Annotated in this window: 18 protein-coding genes and 1 riboswitch; of the genes, 14 read left to right on the top strand and 4 right to left on the bottom strand. The window is 72.5% G+C overall.

Annotated features, from left to right (window positions below):
• Nucleotides 1-191: 191 nt before the first annotated feature.
• From ABTX18_RS01340 to ABTX18_RS01310, 7 genes are all read left to right on the top strand, one after another.
• Nucleotides 192-986 carry an alpha/beta fold hydrolase gene (locus ABTX18_RS01340; protein ID WP_352120660.1) on the top strand — a complete coding sequence of 265 codons (795 nt, stop codon included), beginning with the start codon at nt 192-194 and terminating at the stop codon, nt 984-986.
• A complete protein-coding gene (locus tag ABTX18_RS01335) occupies nt 983-2,254 on the top strand; it encodes a cytochrome P450 (RefSeq protein ID WP_352120659.1) in 1,272 nt (423 codons plus the stop codon). Before ABTX18_RS01340 ends, ABTX18_RS01335 begins: the two co-directional genes overlap by 4 nt.
• An 83-nt stretch (nt 2,255-2,337) precedes the next feature.
• Nucleotides 2,338-2,790, top strand: coding sequence for a flavodoxin family protein (locus ABTX18_RS01330; protein ID WP_352120658.1), 453 nt, complete (start codon nt 2,338-2,340; stop codon nt 2,788-2,790).
• Nucleotides 2,791-2,962: 172 nt separating this feature from the next.
• Nucleotides 2,963-3,074, top strand: a riboswitch (SAM riboswitch).
• A gap of 40 nt (nt 3,075-3,114) precedes the next feature.
• A complete protein-coding gene (locus ABTX18_RS01325) occupies nt 3,115-3,231 on the top strand; it encodes a putative leader peptide (protein ID WP_352120657.1) in 117 nt (38 codons plus the stop codon).
• Between the two features lie 73 nt (nt 3,232-3,304).
• Nucleotides 3,305-4,531, top strand: coding sequence for an LLM class flavin-dependent oxidoreductase (locus ABTX18_RS01320; protein WP_352120656.1), 1,227 nt, complete (start codon nt 3,305-3,307; stop codon nt 4,529-4,531).
• Between the two features lie 18 nt (nt 4,532-4,549).
• Nucleotides 4,550-5,956, top strand: coding sequence for an NtaA/DmoA family FMN-dependent monooxygenase (locus ABTX18_RS01315; protein WP_352120655.1), 1,407 nt, complete (start codon nt 4,550-4,552; stop codon nt 5,954-5,956).
• 88 nt (nt 5,957-6,044) lie between these two features.
• Entirely contained in the window at nt 6,045-6,512 is a 468-nt protein-coding gene (locus ABTX18_RS01310; RefSeq protein ID WP_352120654.1) for a hypothetical protein, read from the top strand.
• Nucleotides 6,513-6,538: 26 nt separating this feature from the next.
• Here ABTX18_RS01310 and ABTX18_RS01305 read toward each other — a convergent pair whose 3' ends face one another.
• A complete protein-coding gene (locus tag ABTX18_RS01305) occupies nt 6,539-7,129 on the bottom strand; it encodes a TetR/AcrR family transcriptional regulator (protein ID WP_352120653.1) in 591 nt (196 codons plus the stop codon).
• Between the two features lie 276 nt (nt 7,130-7,405).
• On the opposite strand from ABTX18_RS01305, the gene ABTX18_RS01300 reads away from it, so the two are divergent.
• The 7 genes from ABTX18_RS01300 (at nt 7,406) to ABTX18_RS01270 (ending at nt 16,234) form a co-directional block, all read left to right on the top strand.
• Nucleotides 7,406-7,963, top strand: a complete 558-nt coding sequence (locus ABTX18_RS01300; RefSeq protein ID WP_352120652.1) for a (2Fe-2S)-binding protein — start codon at nt 7,406-7,408, stop codon at nt 7,961-7,963.
• Nucleotides 7,960-8,952 carry an FAD binding domain-containing protein gene (locus tag ABTX18_RS01295; RefSeq protein WP_352120651.1) on the top strand — a complete coding sequence of 331 codons (993 nt, stop codon included), beginning with the start codon at nt 7,960-7,962 and terminating at the stop codon, nt 8,950-8,952. The genes ABTX18_RS01300 and ABTX18_RS01295 overlap by 4 nt, the downstream gene beginning before the upstream one ends.
• Nucleotides 8,949-11,111 (top strand): xanthine dehydrogenase family protein molybdopterin-binding subunit, encoded by a 2,163-nt coding sequence (locus ABTX18_RS01290; protein WP_352120650.1) that lies wholly within the window; start codon nt 8,949-8,951, stop codon nt 11,109-11,111. Before ABTX18_RS01295 ends, ABTX18_RS01290 begins: the two co-directional genes overlap by 4 nt.
• Nucleotides 11,104-12,237: an XdhC family protein gene (locus ABTX18_RS01285; protein WP_352120649.1), complete on the top strand. Its 1,134-nt coding sequence runs from the start codon at nt 11,104-11,106 to the stop codon at nt 12,235-12,237. The genes ABTX18_RS01290 and ABTX18_RS01285 overlap by 8 nt, the downstream gene beginning before the upstream one ends.
• A 30-nt stretch (nt 12,238-12,267) precedes the next feature.
• Entirely contained in the window at nt 12,268-13,137 is an 870-nt protein-coding gene (locus ABTX18_RS01280; protein WP_352120648.1) for an SMI1/KNR4 family protein, read from the top strand.
• A 90-nt stretch (nt 13,138-13,227) separates the two neighbouring features.
• Complete coding sequence (locus ABTX18_RS01275) at nt 13,228-13,995, top strand: NPP1 family protein (protein WP_352120647.1); 768 nt, start codon at nt 13,228-13,230, stop codon at nt 13,993-13,995.
• Nucleotides 13,996-14,047: 52 nt separating this feature from the next.
• Nucleotides 14,048-16,234 (top strand): alpha-galactosidase, encoded by a 2,187-nt coding sequence (locus ABTX18_RS01270; protein ID WP_352120646.1) that lies wholly within the window; start codon nt 14,048-14,050, stop codon nt 16,232-16,234.
• On the opposite strand, the gene ABTX18_RS01265 is transcribed toward ABTX18_RS01270, so the two are convergent.
• From ABTX18_RS01265 to ABTX18_RS01255, 3 genes are all read right to left on the bottom strand, one after another.
• The gene (locus ABTX18_RS01265; protein ID WP_352120645.1) at nt 16,231-17,886 is read right to left on the bottom strand and encodes an ABC-F family ATP-binding cassette domain-containing protein; all 1,656 of its coding nucleotides are present in this window, start codon (nt 17,884-17,886) and stop codon (nt 16,231-16,233) included. The two genes, ABTX18_RS01270 and ABTX18_RS01265, sit on opposite strands and share 4 nt — an antisense overlap.
• 77 nt (nt 17,887-17,963) lie before the next feature.
• The gene (locus ABTX18_RS01260; RefSeq protein ID WP_352120644.1) at nt 17,964-19,598 is read right to left on the bottom strand and encodes an ABC-F family ATP-binding cassette domain-containing protein; all 1,635 of its coding nucleotides are present in this window, start codon (nt 19,596-19,598) and stop codon (nt 17,964-17,966) included.
• Nucleotides 19,599-19,916: 318 nt separating this feature from the next.
• Nucleotides 19,917-21,584, bottom strand: a complete 1,668-nt coding sequence (locus ABTX18_RS01255; RefSeq protein ID WP_352120643.1) for an IclR family transcriptional regulator domain-containing protein — start codon at nt 21,582-21,584, stop codon at nt 19,917-19,919.
• Between the last annotated feature and the right edge of the window lie 105 nt (nt 21,585-21,689).

Genomic DNA, 21,689 nt, shown 5'->3' with positions numbered 1-21,689 from the left:
AGTGACATGTCAAGAGTTGTTCACCGTCGTCGTGTTTCGAGCATTCGCGAGCATGAGAATGTGGCGGCGAGTCATGAAGGCACCGCGGGCGGATCCCCCGTATGCACCCTTGCGCGGGCCGGAGCTTGCCGTCACCGTGAGGGACGGGCTGTTGACCGACAGATCACCGCCGTACCGTGACGGGAGCCAGTGTGACCGCATTGTCCGTTCTGCCTCATGCCCTGTACGGTGACGGCCCGCACAAGGTGATCGCGGTGCACGGCTGGCTCGCCGACCGTTCCGCGTACGGGCCGCTGCTGCCGGACCTCGACGCCGGGTCGTTCCAGTACGCGGTGGTGGACCTGCGGGGATACGGCGAGGCGAGGGACGTGGCCGGCGCGTACACGACGGCCGAGGGCGCCGCGGACGTGCTCGCGCTGGCCGACCGGCTCGGCTGGGACCGCTTCTCGCTGATCGGGCACTCGATGGGCGGCTCCGTCATTCAGCGCACGCTGGCCGCCGCGCCGCACCGGGTGCGCAGAATCGTCGGGGTGTCGCCGGTTCCCGCTTCGGGTCTGCCCCTGCCGCCCGAGCAGTGGGAGCTCTTCGCCGGGGCTGCGCACAATCCGGACAACCGCCGGGCCATCCTCGACGTCACGACCGGAGGCCGGCGCCCGGCGGCCTGGCTGGACCGCATGGTGCGTCGTTCGGTCGAGTGCAGCGACGCCAAGGCGTTCCGCGCCTGGCTGGATTCCTGGGCCGGGGAGGACTTCCACGACCGGATCGAGGGTTCGCCGGTGCCGGCCCTGGCAGTGGTGGGGGCGCTGGACCCGGCCCTCTCCGCCGATCTGCAGCGCGCCACCTGGTTGCGCTGGTTCCCGCGCGCCGAGCTGGTGGAGCTCGCCTCGTGCGGCCACTACGCGATGGACGAGGCGCCGCTCGACGTGATCCGGGTGGTCGAGGACTTCCTGCGGGCGGACGCGGAGGGTGGCGGGGCGGCGGCGTGAGCGGGCCCACCCCGCCGGAGCCCGTACCGGATGTCTTCGACCCGCGGCAGTACGCGCTCGGCATCCCGCACGACCGCTACCGCCTGCTGCGCGACCATTACCCGGTCGCGTGGCAGGAGGAGCCGGAGGTGCTGGGCTGGCCTGCGGGCCCCGGCTTCTGGGCGGTCACCCGGCACCAGGACGCCGTCCGCGTGCTGAAGGACTCGTCCACGTACTCCTCGTTCCTCGGCGCCACCCAGATCCGCGATCCGGACCCCGACGACCTGCCGTTCATCCGCCGCATGATGCTCAACCAGGACCCGCCGCACCACCGGCGGCTGCGGACGCTCGTCAGCCGCGCCTTCACGCCGAAACGCGTGGACCGTTTCGAGACGGTCGTACGCGAACGGGCGCACGCCCTGCTCGCCCGAGCGGTCGCCGAGGCACGCGCGGGCGACGGCACCTGCGACCTCGTCACCCAGGTCACCGACGACTACTCCCTGCTCAACCTCGCCGATCTGCTCGGCGTACCGGACACCGACCGCGCCCTCCTGCTGCACTGGACCCGGCGCGTCATCGGCTACCAGGACCCGGACGAGGCGGGGACGCCGGCGCTCGGCCCGGACGGCAAGCCGGTCAACCCGCGCTCCCCGGCGTCCCTGCGCGATATGTTCGCCTACGCGCACGCCCTGGTGGCACACAAACGCGAGCGCCCCGCCGACGATGTGATGACGGCCCTCGCCACCGACCCCGAACTGTCCGAAGCCGAACTGGAGATGTTCTTCTTCCTGCTTGTCGTGGCGGGAAACGACACGGTACGCAGCGCGGCCCCCGGCGGCCTGCGCCTGCTGGCCGAGCACCCACAAGCGTACGACCGGCTGAGCGACGGCGCGGTGGGATTCTCCACGGCCGTGGACGAACTCCTCCGCCGCCACCCGCCGGTCCTGACCTTCCGCCGCACCGCCTCCCAGGACACCGGCCTGGCGGGCACTCGCATCCGCAGGGGCGACAAGGTGGTCGTCTTCCACGCCTCCGCCAACCACGACGAGCGCGTCTTCCCCGACCCGTTCGCCCTGGACCTCGCCCGCTCCCCGAATCCGCACCTCTCGTTCGGTGACGGCCCGCACGTCTGCCTGGGCGCGCACTTCGCACGCCTCCAGTTGCGCGTGCTGTACGAGGAGACGTGCCGCGTACTCCCGCCCGGGTCGCTCCGGCCCGCGGCGCCGCCACGCCGCCTGGTGTCCAACTTCATCAACGGACTCAAGTCGCTGCCTGTGCGGATGGGATAGCACCGGCCAGGGGTGAGCGGCGCCCGGCGCGCCGGGTCGGCGGGCGCTTGCGGCGGGGCGGCGGGCACGGCAGGGTTCCGGGTGTGGCCACCTTGCTGATCGTGCATCACACGCCCTCGCCGAACTGTCAGGCACTGCTCGAAGCCGTCGTCTCCGGCGCGACGACGGACGAGATCGAAGGAGTCCGGGTCGTGCGGCGGGCGGCGCTGGCCGCGACGGTGTCCGACGTGCTCGCCGCCGACGGCGTTCTGCTCGGGACCCCGGCGAACCTCGGCTACATGTCCGGCGCCCTCAAGCACTTCTTCGACCAGATCTACTACCCCTGCCTGGACGCGACGCGCGGCCGCCCCTTCGGGTACTACGTGCACGGCGGGAACGACATCACCGGGGCCGTGCGGGCCATCGAGTCGGTCACGACGGGGCTGGGATGGCGCCGCGCGGCGGACGCCGTGACGGTCACGGGAGAACCCGCCAAGGGCGACATCGAGGCGTGCTGGGAGTTGGGGGCGACCGTCGCCGCCGGCCTGGCGGACTGACCGGCCCGGATCGGCACGGGTGTCATCGTCCTTCCCCAGTACGGGACTTGTAAAGATTCCCGCCAGGCGGAACAGCCGGTGCGCCGGCGTTGTTGTGGAGCACGACAGGATGAGCAAGACCATGATCCACCGGGCATTGCGCGGCGCGCCCGTCGCGCGTAGCGTTCGGGCAGGTCATGAGGTCAGCGTCAAGCCCTGGCTCGCTGACCGGCAACCCTCCCGCGCGGCGGGGTGCTCCAGGTGACGACCAGGCGGGGCCCGGCCGGGTTCCGCAAGCGCGAGGCCCCCGGGCCACGCCGAGCCGGAAGAGCGGAGGCGAGGGTCATGCCATCGGTGTCCCGCACGCTCGTCAGGGTGCTCGCTCCCCGGCCCCGCGTCCACCTCTACTCCCGGCCGCACATCGACCTCCAGCGCGTGGCCGGCGCGCTCTGTTGTTCCTGATCCGTTCCCGCGACGCCGAACCTTTCGAAGAGGCCCGGCGCTCACCCACGGTCGATCAGGAAGGCACCCCGTCGTGTCCGCATCAGCATCCCCGCACCCTTCCCCGTCCTCCCCGCTGCACCTCGCCGTCGCACTCGACGGCACGGGCTGGCACCCCGCCGCCTGGCGCGAACCGGAGGCCCGCCCCGGAGAACTGCTCACCGCCGCGTACTGGACCGACACCATCACCGAAGCCGAACGCGGCCTGCTCGACTTCGTGACGATCGAGGACGCATTCGGCCTCCAGTCCTCGCGCTTCACCGAGCCCGACGGCCGCACCGACCAGGAGCGCGGGCGCCTCGACGCGGTGCTCATCGCCGCCCGGGTGGCCCCGCTGACCCAGCACATCGGGCTCGTTCCCACCGTGGTCACCACGCACACCGAGCCGTTCCACCTCTCCAAGGCGATCGCCACCCTCGACTACGTGAGCACCGGCCGGGCCGGTCTGCGCATCCAGGTGTCGGCCCGGCAGCACGAAGCCGCCCACTTCGGGCGCCGTACGTTCCCGCACTTCGGCGTCGACGAGCTGGACACCCCGGCCGTACAGGCGCTGACCACCGAACTCTTCGAGGAGGCGGGCGACTACGTCGAGGCGGTACGGCGCCTCTGGGACAGCTGGGAGGACGGAGCGGAGATCCGGGACGCGGCCACGGGCCGCTTCATCGACCGCGAGAAACTGCACTACATCGACTTCGAGGGCCGGCATTTCAGCGTCAAGGGTCCCTCGATCACACCCCGGCCCCCGCAGGGCCAGCCGGTCGTCAGCGCCCTCGCGCACCGAAGGGTGCCCTTCCAACTGGTGGCCCGCTCGGCCGACATCGGATACGTCACCCCGCACGATGCCGAACAGGCCCGCGACATCGTCGACGAGATCCGCACCGAACAGGCGGCGGGCGGACGCGCGGCGGAACCCCTCCACATCTTCGGGGACCTCGTGGTCTTCCTCGACGACGACCCCGCGGTCGCCACGGCCCGCCGGGACCGTCTCGACGGCCTCGCCGGAGATCCGTACACCAGTGACGCGAAGGTCTTCACCGGGACGCCCGCGCAACTGGCGGACCTTCTTCTGCAATGGCAGCGGTCCGGGCTCTCCGGATTCCGGCTGCGCCCCGCAGTGACCGGCCACGACCTCCCGGCGATCACCCGCCGGCTGGTCCCCGAACTGCAGCGCCGAGGCGCCTTCCGGACCGCCTACGAGGCCGACACCCTGCGCGGGCTGCTCGGACTCGCCCGCCCCGCCAACCGCTACGCCACCGTCTGAGCCGGAGGGAACACCGATATGAGCACCAGCAACGGCACCGGCCGCAGCACCGGCAAGCCGCTCAAGCAGATCCATCTCGCCGCCCACTTCCCCGGCGTCAACAACACCACCGTATGGAGCGACCCCGCGGCCGGCAGCCACGTCGAGTTCAGCTCGTTCGCTCACTTCGCCCGCACCGCCGAGCGCGCCAAATTCGACTTCCTCTTCCTTGCCGAGGGGCTCCGCCTGCGCGAACAGGGCGGCGAAATCTACGACTTGGACGTCGTGGGCCGCCCCGACACCTTCACCGTCCTGTCCGCCCTCGCCGCCGTCACCGAACGCCTCGGCCTCACGGGAACGATCAACTCCACGTTCAACGAGCCCTATGAGGTGGCCCGCCAGTTCGCCAGCCTCGATCACCTCTCGGGCGGACGCGCGGCGTGGAACGTCGTCACCTCGTGGGACGCCTTCACGGGCGAGAACTTCCGCCGCGGCGGATTCCTGCCGCAGGAGGAGCGGTACTCCCGGGCCAAGGAGTTCCTCGCCACGGCCAACGAGCTGTTCGACTCCTGGCGCGGCGACGAAATAGTCGCCGACCAGCGGACAGGCACCTTCCTCCGGGACGCGAGGGCCGGATCCTTCGTGCACAAGGGGCAGCACTTCGACATCGAGGGGCAGTTCAACGTCCCGCGCAGCCCGCAGGGCCGCCCGGTGATCTTCCAGGCCGGAGACTCCGACGAAGGACGCGAGTTCGCGGCGGAGGGCGCCGACGCGATCTTCAGCCGCTACAGTACGCTCAAGGAGGGCCAGGCCTTCTACACGGACGTCAAGGGCCGCCTCGCCCGCCACGGCCGCACCCACGACCAGTTGCTGATCCTGCCCGCCGCGACCTTCGTCCTCGGCGAAACGGACGCCGAGGCGCAGGAACTGGCCCGCGAGGTCCGCAGGCAGCAGGTCAGCGGCGCCACCGCGATCAAGCACCTCGAGTTCGTCTGGAACCGCGACCTCTCCTCGTACGACCCCGAGGGCCCGCTGCCCGACATCGATCCGGACCTCGGCGAACACACCATCGCCCGCGGCCGGGCGCAGGTGCGCATGTACCGTGACCCGCTGGCCACCGCCCGGGAATGGCGGGAGCTCGCGGCCGCGAAGAACTGGTCGATCCGCGATCTGGTCATCGAGACCGGCAGCCGCCAGTCCTTCGTCGGCTCACCGGACACCGTCGCGTCGACCATCGACCACTTCGTCCAGGCCGACGCCGCCGACGGCTTCATCCTCGTCCCGCACATCACCCCCAAAGGCCTCGACGTCTTCGCCGACACGGTGGTTCCGCTCCTGCAGGAGCGCGGCGTGTTCCGTACGGACTACGAGGGCACGACGCTCCGCGACCACCTGGGCCTGAGCCACCCCGACGGGGCCGGGGCGGTCGAGCGCGCGGCCTCCTGACAGCCGGTCCTCTCGGCAGGCTTCGGCCGCACATGGGCCGGAGCTCCGGCAGGGCCGCATCGAGGCCGCCCGGGCCGCGCTCATCCGCATGCTCGACGACACGGGCCCGGACGCACGCCGCCTCCGGGAGCTGAGCCGTGCGCTGGAGGACATCGGCGACCACGCGCAGGCGGCCCGCACCCGTTTCAACCTGCTCTCGCTCCATGACACGGCATCGGACCGGGCCTCGGAGGCGTACGTCCTGGCCCGCCGCGAGCGCCGCAAGGGCGACCTCGCGGCGGCCGGCCGGGCTCCGGAGCGGGCCCGGACGGCCGTCGGCCTCGGAAGTCCGGCGCCCGATGCGGACGTGGCGGGAAGGCACCGACGCGGGCTCGGCCGGCTGATCACCGAAGAGCACCTGGAGCTGACACTCGCCACCGCCGGAGTGGGCGACGCGGACCTCGCGCGCGCGAGGTCCGCGTACGCGAGGATCCTGCTGGACACGATGGGCAAGGAATCCGCCAGGGCACTCAGCGCGCTGTCCACCCAAGCGAAACGGGCCGTGGCCGGGGTGTGAGCGACCGGGCACGACTCCCCCTGTGCTCAGGCCCGCGGCCCGCCCACGCCGGGCGCTCCCGCCCGCAGTCCGTCCATCACGAGGTCCAGCAGCCGGGCGGCCCTCGGCTGCCAGTCGCTGTGCGGGTCGAGCTGCCAGAGGCCGGCGATGGCGAGCTGGAAGTCGTCGGGGGTCACCCCGGGGCGGATGGTGCCCGCCTCCTCGTTCGCCTGCAGCAGGAGGGTGATGCCGCGGGTCACCGGGCCGTGGCCCAGCTGGGCCAGGCTGCCGTTGCACGCGGTCGTACGGAGGGCGACGGCCAGGCCGGCCTTGGCCATGGCGTACTGCGCCAGGCGGTCCATCCACTCGCGCAGCGCCCGGTCGGGGGTGCGGGTTCTGAGCAGCTGGGCCGCGGTGTCGGCGACCTGCTGCATCTCGTAGCGGTAGACCTCCAGGACGAGGGCCTCACGGTTGGGGAAGTTGCGGTAGAACGTGCCCTGGCCGACGCCGGCCTTCTTCGCGATCGCGCTCACCGGGGCGTCCGCCGACCGCGTCAGTTCCACGAGTGCGACGGCCAGGATGCGCTCGCGGTTGCGTTGGGCGTCCGGACGCTGGGGCGTGCTCTTCTCCTCGTCCACGCCTCCTCCTTCCGGAAACACGGCCGCGACGGTCCTGGAACACGGCAACGGCGGCGCCGAAACGCAACCTCGACAGTCTTGCTAAGCGGACAGCTGTCCGTTAGGTTCGACAGATAAGCGGACGGTTGTCCGCTTCCCCCATCCTAACGGTAGATCCGGCCCTTGCGGCCGACCCGTGTCCCGGCCGCCCGCCCCACGCATAACGCCCTCCCTCCGGGTACGGCTGCCGGGATCGTCTCGTTCGACGCGCATAAGCAATGCGAAAGAAGGCTGATCATGGCCCCATCGACGTCCAGTGCCATCACCCTGAACATCAATGGCGAAAAATACACGCTGCCCGTCGACCACCGCACCACCCTCCTGGACGCCCTGCGCGAGCGCCTCGACCTGACCGGCACCAAGAAGGGCTGTGACCAGGGGCAGTGCGGTGCCTGCACGGTGCTGCTCGACGGGCGGCGGACCGTCTCCTGTCTGCAGCTCGCGGTCGCCGCCGAGGGGCGCGCGATCACCACCATCGAGGGAGTTGCCGACGGGGACCAACTGCACCCCGTGCAGCAGGCGTTCCTGGACCTCGACGGCTACCAGTGCGGCTACTGCACGCCCGGGCAGATCTGTTCGGCACTCGCCGTGATCGAGGAACACGCGGCGGGCTGGCCGAGCGCCGTGACCGATGACGTCCGGCCGGAGGCGGGGGTGCCCGCTCTCACCGCCGAGGAGATCCGTGAGCGGATGAGCGGCAACCTCTGCCGCTGCGGCGCCTATATGTCGATCGTCCAGGCCGTGGCGCGCGCGGCCGAAGTGGCGGCCGCCGACACCGAGGGGGCCGTGGCATGAGGGAATTCGGATACGAACGCGCTCTTGACGTCTCCGGGGCCGTGGCCCTGCTCGCCGAGGAACCCGGCGCCCGTCTCCTCGGCGGCGGCACCAACCTCGTCGACCTGATGAAGGCCGGTGTGGAGCGGCCGACGCTCCTCGTCGACGTACAGGAACTCCCTCTGGGTGACGTCGGGTTCACGGCTGACGGCGGGCTGCGGATCGGCGCGACCGTCACCAACAGCGACCTCGCCGCCCATGCCGAAGTCCGCCGGCACTACCCGGCTCTGGCGCAGGCCGTCCTGGCCGGCGCCTCCGGACAGCTGCGCAACATGGCCACCGTCGGCGGGAACCTGCTCCAGCGGACCCGCTGCGGCTACTTCGGCGACGTCGCCAAGCCATGCAACAAGCGCACCCCGGGCAGTGGTTGTCCCGCGGCGGCGGGCGAGCACCGCAACCATGCGATCCTCGGCGCCTCCGAGCACTGCGTGGCGACACATCCCTCGGACATGGCGGTCGCGCTCGCGGCCTTCGATGCCGTGATCATGTACGAAACAGCCGACGGCCCCGGCGAGTTGCCGATCGACGACTTCTACCTGCCGGTGGGGGAGACCCCGCACATCGAAACGGCTCTGCCGCCCGGAGCGCTGATCACCGGTGTCTCCCTGCCGCCGGCCTCCGTCGCCGCGCACTCCCGCTACCGGAAAGTGCGCGAGCGCGCCTCCTTCGCGTTCGCGATCGGGTCCGTCGCCGCGGCGCTCGACATCCAGGACGGTGTCGTACGCGAAGTGCGCCTGGCCCTCGGCGCGGTGGCGTCCCGGCCCTGGCGGGCCCACGCGGCCGAACGGGCCCTGACCGGCGGCCCCGCCGACGCGGAGGCGTTCGCCGCTGCTGCGGACGCCGAACTGGCAGCCGCCGAGCCCCTCGCGGAGAACGGATACAAGGTGACCTTGATGCGCAACCTCGTGACGGCCGTGCTCACCGAACTCGCCGAGGAGGCCGCCCGATGACCGCCACGACCGAGAGCACCGCGGTGACCGGAGCGGTCGGCACCGCCCGTACCCGCGTGGAGGGCCGGGACAAGGTCACCGGCGCGGCCCGCTACGCCGGAGAGATCCCCTTCGCCGAACTCGCGCACGGCTGGCTCGTGTTGTCGACCGTGGCACGCGGCCGGATCCGGTCCGTGGAGGATGAGCCCGTCCGGGCCATGCCCGGGGTCCTGACCGTGCTCCACCACGAGAACGCGCCACGGGTCGACACCGGGTACATGGGCATGCTGGGACCGCCCAACCCGGTCGTCGGACTCTTCCAGCACGACCGGGTGCCCTTCCTCGGCTGGCCCGTCGCCCTGGTCGTCGCCGAGACGTCCGAGCAGGCCCGGGAGGCCGCCGAGGCGCTGGTGGTGAGCTACGACCAGGAACCGCACGACGTGGCGTTCCCCGCCGGGCCTTCCGGCGCCTACACCCCCGGCGAGCGCGCGATGGAGCAGGCCGACACGGAGAAGGGGGACCTGGAGGCCCGGCTCCGGGAGGCCGCCTTCGTCGTGGAGGAGGAGTACGCCACCCCGGAGGAACACCACAACTCCATGGAGCCGCACGCGGCGACGGCCCGGTGGGAGGGTGGCCGGCTGGATGTGCTCGATTCCAACCAGGGCACCTCCTGGGTGGCGAGCGAACTCGCGTCGCTCTTCTCCCTCGATCCGGCATCCGTACGGGTGCGCTCCGAGCACGTCGGCGGTGGCTTCGGATCGAAGGGCCTGGCGCCCCATCAGGTGGCCGCCGTGATGGCCACCACCCTGCTCCACCGCCCCGTCCGCGTCGTGCTGACACGCCGCCAGACGTTCTCCCTGGTCGGGTTCCGCAGCCCCACCGTGCAGCGGGTCACGCTCGGCGCCGACACCGGCGGACGCCTGCGGGCCTTCGACCACCAGGCGCTGAGCCTCACATCGACCGTGCACGAGTTCGTCGAGCCGAGCGCCAGTGTCGGACGCACCATGTACGACGCCGACGCGCATCGCACCGGGCACCGGCTGGTGCGGCTCGACGTGCCGACCCCGACCTGGATGCGGGCGCCGGGTGAGGCGCCCGGTTCCTTCGCCCTCGAATCGGCCATCGACGAGCTGGCCGAGAAGTGCGGCCTGGACCCGATCGAGCTGCGCGTGCGCAACCAGCCCGCGGCGGGCCCCGTGTCGGGGCTGCCCTTCAGCCGCCGCAACCTGCTCGCCTGCTTCGAGGAAGGCGCCCGCCGCTTCGGCTGGGCGGGCAGGGACCCCCGTCCCGGAGCCCGTCGCGAGGGGCGCTGGCTCCTGGGGACCGGAATGGCGGCGACCTCCTTCCCGGCGGGTGTCGGCCCGTCCACGGCGGCCGTGACCGCGGAGCAGGACGGCGGTTTCACCGTACGGATCAACGCGGCGGACATCGGGACCGGGGCGCGGACCGCCATGGTCGCGGTCGCAGCCGACGCCCTGCGGGTGGACCCGGCGCGGATCCGCGTACGCCTCGGGGACAGCGACCTCGGCCCGGCGTGGATCGCCGGGGGCTCCATGGGCACGCGCTCCTGGGCGTGGGCGGTGCGGCTGGCCGCGGACGAACTGCGCGACCTGCTCGCCCTCGGGGGAACCATTCCGCCGCAGGGCCTCACCACCCGTTCGGACACCAGCGAGGCCATCGGCGCCCTGGCGCGGAAGGAACGGCACTCCTACGGGGCGCAGTTCGCCGAGGCCGCGGTGGACACCGCCACCGGTGAGGTACGCGTACGGAGGCTGCTCGGCATCTTCGCCGCGGGCACCATCGTGAACCCGCTCACCGCCCGGAGCCAGCTCGTCGGCGGCATGACCTGGGGGCTCTCCATGGCCCTGCACGAGGAGGCGGTCCGAGACGCGGCGTCCGGCGGGTACGTCAACGCCGACCTGGCCGGCTACCACGTGGCCGCCCACGCCGATGTGGAGCACATCGAGGCGGACTGGGTCGACGACCACGACCCGGAGGACCCGGTCGGGATCAAGGGCGTCGGCGAGATCGGCATCGTGGGCGTCGCCGCCGCGATCGCCAACGCGGTCTGGCACGCGACCGGTGTGCGCCACCGCAGTCTGCCGATCCGCCCCGACCGCGTCCTCGCCGCCGCGGAAGAGGCACGACAGCGGGCTGCGGAGGAAGTACCGGGTGCTTGACATCGCGGCGGACCTGAACCGCTGGTCCGAGGAGGGCCGGGACTACGCCGTCGCCACGGTGGTCGCGGTCGACGGCAGTGCGCCGCGGGCCCCGGGCGCGGCCATGGCGGTCGACAGCGAAGGCACGGCGATCGGTTCGGTCTCCGGGGGCTGCGTGGAGGGCGCCGTCTACGAACTGTGCGTGCAGGCGCTCCAGGACGGCCGCACGGTACGGGAGCGGTTCGGATACAGCGACGAGGACGCGTTCGCCGTGGGACTCACCTGCGGCGGTGTCATCGACGTCCTCGTCGCACCGGTGCGCTCCCAACAGCCGCTGTTCCGCGCGGCGTTGTCGGCGGCCGGCCGCGAGGAGCCGGCTGCGCTCACCCGGGTGGTGCGCGGGCCGGACGGACTGCTCGGCCGGGCCCTGCTGGTCCGGGGCGACGGATCGTACGAGGGCAGCCTCGACGGTCGTCCGCCCCTGGACCACAGGGCGGCCGCCGAGGCCCGGGCGCTGCTGGACGCAGGCCGCACCGGCACCGTGGAGATCGCGGAGGACGGGACGAGCTGCCCGGGCGGCCTGACGCTCTTCGTGGAGTCGAGCGTGCCGCCGCCCCGGATGATCGTGTTCGGCGCGGTGGACTTCGCGAAGGCGCTGGTCCGGGCGGGCAAGTTCCTCGGCCACCATGTGACGGTGTGCGACGCCCGGCCCGTCTTCGCGACCCGCGCCCGCTTCCCCGAGGCTGATGACGTGGTCGTCGACTGGCCGCACCGGTACCTCGCGGGCACCGTCATCGACGAGCGGAGCGTCCTGTGCGTGCTCACCCATGACGCCAGGTTCGACATCCCGCTCCTGGAGACGGCCCTGCGCCTGCCGGTCGCGTACGTCGGCGCGATGGGCTCGCGCCGCACGCACGAGGAGCGCAACCAGCGACTGCGGGAAGCCGGCCTGACCGAGGACGAGTTGGACCGCCTGCACTCCCCGATCGGCCTCGACCTCGGCGCCCGTACGCCGGAGGAGACCGCCGTGTCCATCGCCGCGGAGATCGTGGCGGAGCGCCGGGGCGGCTCGGGCGCCCCGCTGACCGGGGCGCGGACACCCATCCACCACGAGGCCGACGGCGGCATCGGGGCAGCGGTGAGCTGAGTGTCGGAGGCATGCGGTTGACTGCCGGTCATGGCCGAACCCGCATGGATCAACACCCTCTGGCAGCACCTCCGTCACGCGCTGGGGCCCGCTCCCGAACCCCGTCCGGCCGTCCTCCTGGACGTGCCGGACGGGACGGACTTCCGGGAACTCGTCCAGGAGATCTCCGGCAGGGCGGGGAACCCCCGCACGCTGATCGACGACGGCCGCAGGGTGGAGCCGCTCAACGCGCGCACCGGACTGCCACTCGTCGAGCCCTTCGGCGAGGAAGTGCGGGAACTGTGCGCGTGGCCCTGGTGGAACGACTGGATCGGGTGCGCCCGTGTGGTCCGGGCCGGACGTGAGCACGCGGTCGCCGTGATCGCACACCGCGCGGACCCGGCGGCGGAGGGGATGCCGGAGGGCGCCCCATGGACCGAGAAGCTGCGTCTGCTCACCGGCTGGGAACCGGCTCCGCGCACTCCGGTCGACTGGCAGGCAGCCGAACAGGCTTTGGGCACGAGGCTGCCGGGCGACTACAAGGAGATCGTGGACCTGTTCGGGTACGGAAGCTTCGACACTTACCTCGAACTTCTCGTCCCCGGCGTTCGCGGACTGGACCTGGTCGACTGGTTCTCGTCCGCGCAGACGTATGGAGTGGATCTCTGGCGGCCCCATCCCGTCTATCCGGAACCGGGGGGTCTGCTGCGCTGGGGAGTGTCGGAGCAGGAGCTCGACTTCGTCTGGCAGACGGGTGCGGCCGATCCGGACGACTGGACCGTACTCATCCGCACGGACTTCGACACCTGGGAGCGCTACGAGTGCGGTGCGGGCGAGTTCCTCGTCCGCCTGCTCACGGACACACGGCTCGGCTACCCCACCAGCCGCATAGCCGCCCACTTCTTCGCGGACTACGCGTGAGGGACGGCGGACGCGACGGGGTTCTCCGAGTCTCGGCATGGGCATGCCATGGCAGGGCTATGTCCGGCTGGCGTGATCCAGGAGGAAGCAATGAAGCACACAGGACGACTCCGCAACGCGTTACTCACCCTTTCCACTGCCACGGTGCTCGTCGTCGCCGCTTCCGGCAGCGCCTTCGCCGCCGTGCCGGGCGCGCTGCCCGCCCGCGCGGACGGGCTGGAGCAGACGTTCCAGCCCGCCTTCGACTACGACGGCGACGGTTGCTATCCGACACCCGCCATCGGCCCCGACGGGGCCATCGCGCCCGGACTGAAGACCACGGGCGCCGTCAACGGCAGCTGCCACGACTCCTGGGACCTGGACAACACCAACGGCTATGCACGCTCCCTGTGCAACAACGGCTGGTGCGCCATCATGTACGGCCTCTATTTCGAGAAGGATCAGGCCGTGGCCGGAAGCGGTCTCGGCGGGCACCGTCACGACTGGGAGCACGTCGTGGTGTGGGTGCAGGACAACGAGGCGAAGTACGTGTCCACCTCCGCCCACGGCGCCTTCAGCGTGTACGGCCAGGACGCCATGCTGTGGGACGGGACGCACCCGAAGGTCGTCTACCACAAGGACGGAATCGGGACGCACTGCTTCCGCCGCGCGACCACGGGCGACGAACCGCCGGAGAACCACTACCACGAGTGGCAGTTCCCCGACCTGGTCGGCTGGAACGGTTATCCCGCAGGCATCCGGGAGAAGCTGGTCCAGGCCGACTTCGGCAGTGCCGTCTTCGGTCTGAAGGACGGCAACTTCGCCGGCCACCTGGACCGGGCGAAGCCCGCCGGGATTCCCTTCGCCCCCTACGCCTGACCGGACGAGGGGGCGGGACGCGAACCGCCCCCTCGTCCCGAGAGGACACGGCATGACCCGCAGCACCACCCGGATCGCGCACCTGCGCGCGGCCGGAGTGAGTTTCGTCGTCGAGCTCCGCACCCCTGTGCCCCGCGTCCTGCACTGGGGGGAGGACCTCGGGGAGCTGCCCGACGAGGACCTCGCATGCCTGGCGCTGTCGGCGGACGCCGCCTCGCTCCACTGCGCGCTCGACGAACCACGGCAGTTCACCATCTGGCCCACCCAGGCCGACGGCTGGTCGGGCACCCCCGCCCACGAGGGCCACCGGGCCGGGACGGCCACCACGCCCCGCGTCACGATGACCGGCGCCGAGGAGCGCCCGGACGCGCTCGTCATCGCGCTCAGCGACACCGACGCCGGGCTCGACCTCACCCTCACCTACCGGCTCGACCCGTCCGGCGTGCTGGCCGTGCGCACCCGGATGTCCTCCCCGGCCGGCGCACCCGGCCCCGCCCCCTACGACCTTGCCGCCACCACCGCCCTGCTCCCGCTGCCGAACCGGGCCCAGGAGATCCTGGACTTCACCGGCAAGTGGTGCCGCGAACGCTCCCCGCAGCGCGGCCGGTTCGCCTTCGCCGGCCATGTCCGCGAGGTCCGCCGAGGGCGCCCCGGTCTGGACGCGCCCCATCTGCTGACGGTCGGCGTGCCCGGGTTCGGATTCCGTACGGGCGAGGTCTGGGCACTGCACGTCGGCTGGAGCGGCAACCAGCGCTGGCTCGCCGAACGGCTGCCCGAAGGCGCCGGAGTGCACGGTGGCGTCCTCGGCGGGGGCGAGCTGCTCTCGGCCGGCGAGATCCGGCTCGCCCCTGGCGACAGCTACACCTCACCCGAGTGCTATTTCGCCTGGTCCGCCGAGGGCCTGGACGGTCTCGCCGGCCGCTTCCACACGATGCTCCGCTCCCGTCCCGGTCACCCGTCCACGCCACGTCCGCTGACCCTGAACACCTGGGAGGCGGTCTACTTCGACCACCGGCCCGAACGGCTCCTGGCGCTGGCCGACGCCGCCGCCGAGGCCGGGGTGGAACGCCTCGTGCTGGACGACGGCTGGTTCCTCGGCCGGCGCGACGACACGGCCGGACTCGGCGACTGGACGGTCGACCCGCGGATGTGGCCCCAGGGGCTGACCCCGCTGGCGGACCGGGTGCACGCCCACGGCATGCAGTTCGGGCTCTGGGTGGAGCCGGAGATGGTGAACCTCCGCTCGCACCTCGCGCGCGAGCACCCCGACTGGATCCTCGGCCCGTCCGCGGGCCTGGGGCCGAGCTCCCGCAATCAGTACGTGCTGAACGTGGCCCACGAGGAGGCGTTCGCCTACCTCCTGGAGTCACTGGACGCCCTCGTCGCCGAATACCGCGTCGACTATCTCAAGTGGGACCACAACCGGGAACTGCACGAGGCCGTCCACCGCGACGCGCACGGCGGTGACCGGCCCGGCGTGCACGCCCAGACCCGGGCGCTGTACCGGCTGATGGACGCGCTCAGGTCCCGCCGGCCCGGCCTGGAGATCGAATCGTGCTCCAGCGGGGGCGGACGCGTCGACCTCGGAGTCCTCGCCCGCACGGACCGGGTGTGGGCTTCGGACTGCAACGATCCCGTGGAGCGCCAGTCCATCCAGCGCTGGACGGCGCAGCTCCTGCCGCCCGAGCTCATCGGCGCCCATGTCGGGGGCCCGCGCAGCCATACGACCGGCCGGGTCGCGGACGACTCGTTCCGCCTGATCACCGCATTGTTCGGGCACGCGGGCATCGAGGACGACCTGACGGCGCGCACCCCCGAGGAGCGGCAGGCACTGACCAGGTGGGCGGCTCTGTACAAGGAGGTACGCGGCCTGCTGCACGGCGGGCGGGTGGTCAGGGCGGACCTCGACGACGACGCGACGTTCCTGCACGGAGTCGTCGCACCGGACGCCGCCGCCGCGCTGTACTGCTGGGCGCGGACGGAGACGTCCCTGCCGGCCCAGTCGGGCCGCGTCCGGCTCCCCGGCCTGACCCCCGGCCGCCCCTACCGGGTCCGCGTCCGCACGGAGGCGGGGCTGCCGTCCATGCACCAGGTCACCGCTCCCGCCTGGTACCGGGCGGCGGTCGAGGGCTGGACGCCGATGCCCGGCACGGTACTGACCCGCGCGGGGCTGCCCATGCCGACGCTCAACCCCGGGCAGGCCCTGCTGATCGAGGTCGCCGCGCCGGCCGCGTCCTAGTTCCTCCCGCCCTCCGGGCGCAGAGCGAGCTCCCGGCCCTGCCAGCGCCTGCGCAGCCAGCGGTCGTGGCTGGCCAGGACGATGGCCCCGGGGCCCGTCCCCAGGGCCTCCTCCAACTCGTCGCACAGGCGCGGGGACAGATGGTTCGTGGGCTCGTCCAGCAGCAGGAGCTGCGGCGGGCGTGCCGTCAGCACGGCCAGGGCGAGCCTGCGGCGCTGGCCGGAAGACACCTGTCCCACCGGCTTGCCCAGGTCTCCCTCGGGCAGCAGACCGAGGGAGACCAGCGGCACCTCCTCGGCCCGTTCGAAGCCCAGCGCCTTCTCGTACGTCTCCCGGACGGAGAGGTCCGGCCGGGCGAACTCCGTGTCCTGGGTGAGCATCCCCACCGTCAGCCCCGGGCGTCGGCCCACGTCACCCTCGACGGCCAGTGCCTCGGCCGCCGTACCCCCGGCCAGTACCGCGAGGAGCGTCGACTTCCCCGCGCCGTTGCCGCCCGTGACCAGCAGCCGTTCGGTCGCCATGACGTCGAGCCGGCCGACGGTCAGGCGGCCCGGAACCCGTACCCCGCGCAGGGACACGAGGGTCCCCTCCGCCGACGGCCCCGCCAGAGAGGCGTACCGGAACCGCAGAGGCGGGGGCGGCTCCCCGATCCTGTTGCGTTCCAGCTCGTCCAGTCGGCGGGAGGCGTTGCGGACCCGGCGCGCGATCTGGCTCTGTACGCGGCCGGCCCGCAGGCCGTACCCCATCTTCTCGTTGTCGCGCGGACCCCGGTCGGGCGCGACCATGCGCGCGGTCACCTCGGCCGAGCGCCGCAGCGCCTCCAGCTCCTGCTGCTCCTCGGCATGGCGGCGTTCCCACCGTGTCCGTTCGGCCCGCTTCTCGGTCAGATAGGCGCTGTAGCCGCCGCCGTACCGTACGGGGCCGTCGACCGCCGGATCGAGGTCGATCAGATCCGTGCAGACGGCGTCGAGGAAGGCCCGGTCGTGACTGGCGATCACCACGGGGCCCGGCATGGCGCGCAGCTGCTCCTCCACGAACGCGGCGGCCTCGTCGTCGAGGTGGTTGGTCGGCTCGTCCAGCAGCAGGGCGGAGGGCCGCCGCACCAGTAGCGCGGCGAGTGCCAGGCGGCCGCGCTGCCCGCCCGAGAGCGAGCCGAGTGTCCGCCCGTGCGGCAGGGCCCCGAGGCCGAGCCCGGTGAGCAGGATCGCGGCGCGCCGGTCGGCGTCCCACGTCTCGCGTTCCTCCGCCTGCTCCAGCCGCCCGCCGTACGCCTCCAGGACCGCGGCGTGGTCCGGGGAGCTCTGCGGGGTGCGGGCGAGCAGCCCGGAGAGCCGGTCGAGCTCCGCCAGGTCCGCCCGGGCCTCCCGCAGGGCGTCGTCCAGCACGTCGGCGATGGCCGCCCCGGCGTCGAACGCCGTCTCCTGGTGCAGGAAGCCCACATCGGCAGGCCTGGTGACGCTGCCGGAGTCGGGTTCGTCCGTCCCGGCCAGGAGCCGCAGCAGAGTCGACTTGCCGACTCCGTTCTCCCCGATCAGGCCGATGCGGTGACCGGGCGCGGCGGTGAGGGACACCCCGTCGAGTACGCGCCGCGCGCCGAAGGTGCGGACGAGGTCGTGTGCGAGCAGGGCGGGCGGGCGTGCGGGGTGGGTCATCGTCGCCTCCGACGTGGTCGGTTGCGGGCCCGCCGGGCGAGGCCTCGGGCGCGGGCCGGGTACGGCACGTCGGCGCGTCACGTCTGAGGCGCCCCGGTCTCCACCAGTTCCCCGCCGGCCAGCCGCAGCCACCGGTCCACCCCGATCCGCTCGAGGAACCGCTCATCGTGGCTGACGACCACGAACGCTCCCCGGTAGGAGCCCAGTGCACCCTCCAGCTGACCGGCGCTGACCAGGTCGAGGTTGTTCGTCGGCTCGTCCAGGAGCAGCAGCTGCGGGGCAGGCTCCGCGCACAGGACGCAGGCCAGCGTGGCCCGCAGCCGCTCGCCGCCGGACAGGACCCCGACGGGCAGATGGGCGCGGTCGCCGCGGAACAGGAAACGCGCGAGCAGGTTCATCCGCTCCGCCTCCGGGCGGTGCGGGGCGAACGCGGCGAAGTTCTCGGCCACCGTGCGGTCGAGGTCGAGCAGGTCGAGACGTTGCGAGAGATACGCGATCCGGCCCTCGGCCCGCCTGATCTCTCCGCCGTCCAGCGGCAGGTCGCCGTTGATCAGTCGCAACAGGGTGCTCTTTCCCGCTCCGTTGGGTCCGGTGAGCGCGATGCGCTCGGGCCCTCGGATCGTCAGGTCGACGCCCTGGCCGGCGAACTGCTCCCGGCCGCCGTGGCGGACCCGCATCCGCTCGCCGAGCAGGACGGTACGCCCGGCGGGTACGTCGGTCTCCGGGAGCTCGAGGGTGATGCGCTGCTCGTCGCGCACGGCCCGGCCCGCCTCGTCGAGCCGCGCCTTGGCGTCGCCGACCCGGGCGGCATGGGTCTGGCCGGCCCGCCCGGCGGACTCCTGGGCGCCCCGCTTCATGTTCCCGGCGAAGATGCGCGGCAGACCCGCGCTCTTCAGGTTGCGGGCCGCGTTGCTCGCGCGTCGCTCGGCACGCTCACGGGCCTGCTGCAGCTCCCGCTTCTCCCGCTTCAGCTCCTGTTCGGCGCTGCGGACGTTCTTCTCGGCGACGTCCTGCTCGGCCCGCACGGACTCCTCGTACGCGGTGAAGTCGCCTCCGTACAGACGTAGTTCGTCCGGGTGGAGCTCGGCGATGCGCTCCATGCGGTCGAGCAGCGCGCGGTCGTGGCTGACGAGCAGCAGGGCGCCGTTCCACGCTTCCAGGGCGTCGTGGAGCGTGCGGCGCGCGTCGGCGTCCAGGTTGTTGGTCGGCTCGTCGAGCAGGAGTACGTCGGGCCGCTTCAGCAATTGGGCGGCCAGCCCGAGCGACACGACCTGGCCGCCGCTGAGCGTGCCGATGGCGCGGTCGAGGGCGATGCCCTCCAGCCCGAGCCGGTCCAGCTGGGCGCGGGTGCGTTCCTCGATGTCCCAGTCATCGCCGATGACGGCGAAGTGGTCCTCGTCCACGTCTCCGGACTCCACGGCGTTCAGCGCGCGGATCACCGCGTCGACGCCCAGGACCTCGGCCACCGACAGCTCGCCGGTCAGGGGCAGGCTCTGCGGGAGATAGCCGAGTGTGCCGCCCACGGACACTGATCCTGAGGCGGGGCGCAGCTCCCCGGCGATCAGCTTGAGCAGGGTGCTCTTGCCCGATCCATTGGGTGCGACCAGGCCGGTACGGCCGGCGCCCACGGTGAACGACAGACCGGTGAAGACGGGCGTGTCGTCGGGCCAGGAGAAGGAGAGGTTCGAGCAGATGACGGATGCGTCGGACATGCGGAAGACCTCGCGTGTGAATCCGGGGTCGGCACGGAGCGCCGTCCCGGGGGAGTGGCAGAAAGGGAACAACGACATGGCCACTGCGGTGGCGCCCCTGGGCGCCCGCTGTGGCCGATCGGCTCCGGGTATCACCCGGAGATGTCGTCGTCGCCTGCCATGTCTGGTCTCCTCGGTACACGCTGAACGGCCCGACGATCTTAGCAGCCGGGCCTTGTCATCGCCTGATGGTTTTCGCGCGCCCGCCGTGGGGCCTTGCTGTTCGCCCAACGGGAGTCGGGCGCGGGACGGCTCGCTGTCGAGCGGTGCCCCGCGGGATCACATCGCCGGGACCCGTACGAACCGCTCGGTGATGTGCAGGTCGGCCTCGATGCGGCCGGCCGCCGCGCGCAGGCGGGGCAGCACGTCCGTCACGCACTCCTGCCGTGTGCGGCTGCTGCTGTGCATGGCCACGTTGACCGCCGCCACGACGGTTCCGCGGCGGTCGTGGAGGGGGACGGCGACCGAACGCAGCCCCACCTCCAGCTCCTCGTCGACCAGCGCGTAGCCGTCCGCCCGGACACGGTCCAGGACGGTGCGGAGCTCGGCGGGGCGGGTGATGGTGTACGGGGTGAGAGCGTCCGGCTCCGTCCGGGCGAGGCGGCTCTCGCGCTCCGCCGGCGGCAGAGCCGCGAGCAGGACGCGGCCCATGGAGGTCGCGTGGGCGGGGAAGCGCGTACCGACCGTGATGTTGACGTTCATGATGCGCCGGGTCGCCACGCGGCCGGTGTACTGGACGTCGTCGCCGACGAGGACGGCGAGCGAGGCCGAGTCCCTGACCTGCCCGGTCAGGGCGGCCAGGTGGGGTTGCGCGATCTGCGGCAGCGTCGCGCGGGACAACGGCGGGTAGCCGAGGGCCAGGACGCGCGGGGTGAGGTGGTGGGCCCGCGCCTGTGCGGTGACGTATCCGAGGTGCTCGAGGGTGATCAGCGCGCGCCGGGCGGTCGCCCTGGCCAGCCCGGTGGCTCGCGCCACGTCGGTCAGCGTCAGCGCGTCCCGGCCCTCGCCGAATGCGGCGAGCACGGTGAGGCCGCGTGCGAGCGACTCGTTGAACTCGCGGCCCAGTTCCTGCTTGGAGGCGCCGGTCCAGGAGGCCAGCGCCGCGGGGGAGTCCGGGGCGATGGGGGGAGGTGCCTGCCGGAGGTCCTCTTCCATCGCGGCGGCGGCCGCCAGCAGCCGGGGCAGCAGGGTGTCGCGCAGGGAAGCCGCGGTGTGCCGGCTGGTGTGGCTCACGACGCTGACGAAGCAGGCCGCTTCGCCCCCGGGGGAGCGGACCGGCACCGCGAGGGCGACGAGACCGGGCTCGATCGACTGGTCGTCGAGCGCCCAGCCGTCGTGACGCGCCCGCTGCGCGCGTACGGAGAAGCCCTTCTCGTCCGTGGGCGGGGACGGGGGGATCGCGGTGAAGGCCAGACCGTCGGGGTCCGCGGCCCGCCGCTCCCGCCACCGCTGCCACTGGTGTGCGTCCCAGCCGGCCGCCAACAGCGGCCCCGGCGCGGTGCGTTCGGCGGGCAGCAGGTCACCGATGCGGAAGCTCAGCGACATCGCGCGGCGCCGGGTGGCCTGATGGATGAAGCGGATGCCGTCGTCGTCGCCGACCGCCAGGGACACCGACTCGTCGAGTTCGTCCGCCAGCGCGTCGGCGCGCGCGCCGAGCAGGGACGGAAGGCGGAGCGCGGAGAGATAGGCGTTGCCCAGCTCCATCAGGCGCGGGGCGAGCGTGACGTCGCGGCCGTCCACGCGTACGTACTCCATGCGGGCCAGGGTGGCGGTGATCCGGTCGACCGTGGACCGGGCCAGGCCGGTGGTGCGCTCGATGGCGCTCGGGCTCATCGTCCCGCCCTCGTCGGTGAGCCGGCGCAGGACCGCGATGCCGCGCATGAGCGGGGCGACGGCCTCGGCCGGCGCCGGCGTCTCGGTCTGCTGAAGCGTGTGGGGCGGTGGCATCGGCTCTCCGTCGTGCGTCGTGAGGACACAAGTATGAACACCGGCGGACGAGGGCAGCGGACCGTCCGTCCGGTGGGCCGCCGACCGTTGACAGGTCTCCGGGCG

This window comes from Streptomyces sp. NPDC096323 (genome assembly GCF_040302845.1).
Taxonomy (GTDB): domain Bacteria; phylum Actinomycetota; class Actinomycetes; order Streptomycetales; family Streptomycetaceae; genus Streptomyces.
This window is presented reverse-complemented; position numbering and strand designations above follow the sequence as displayed.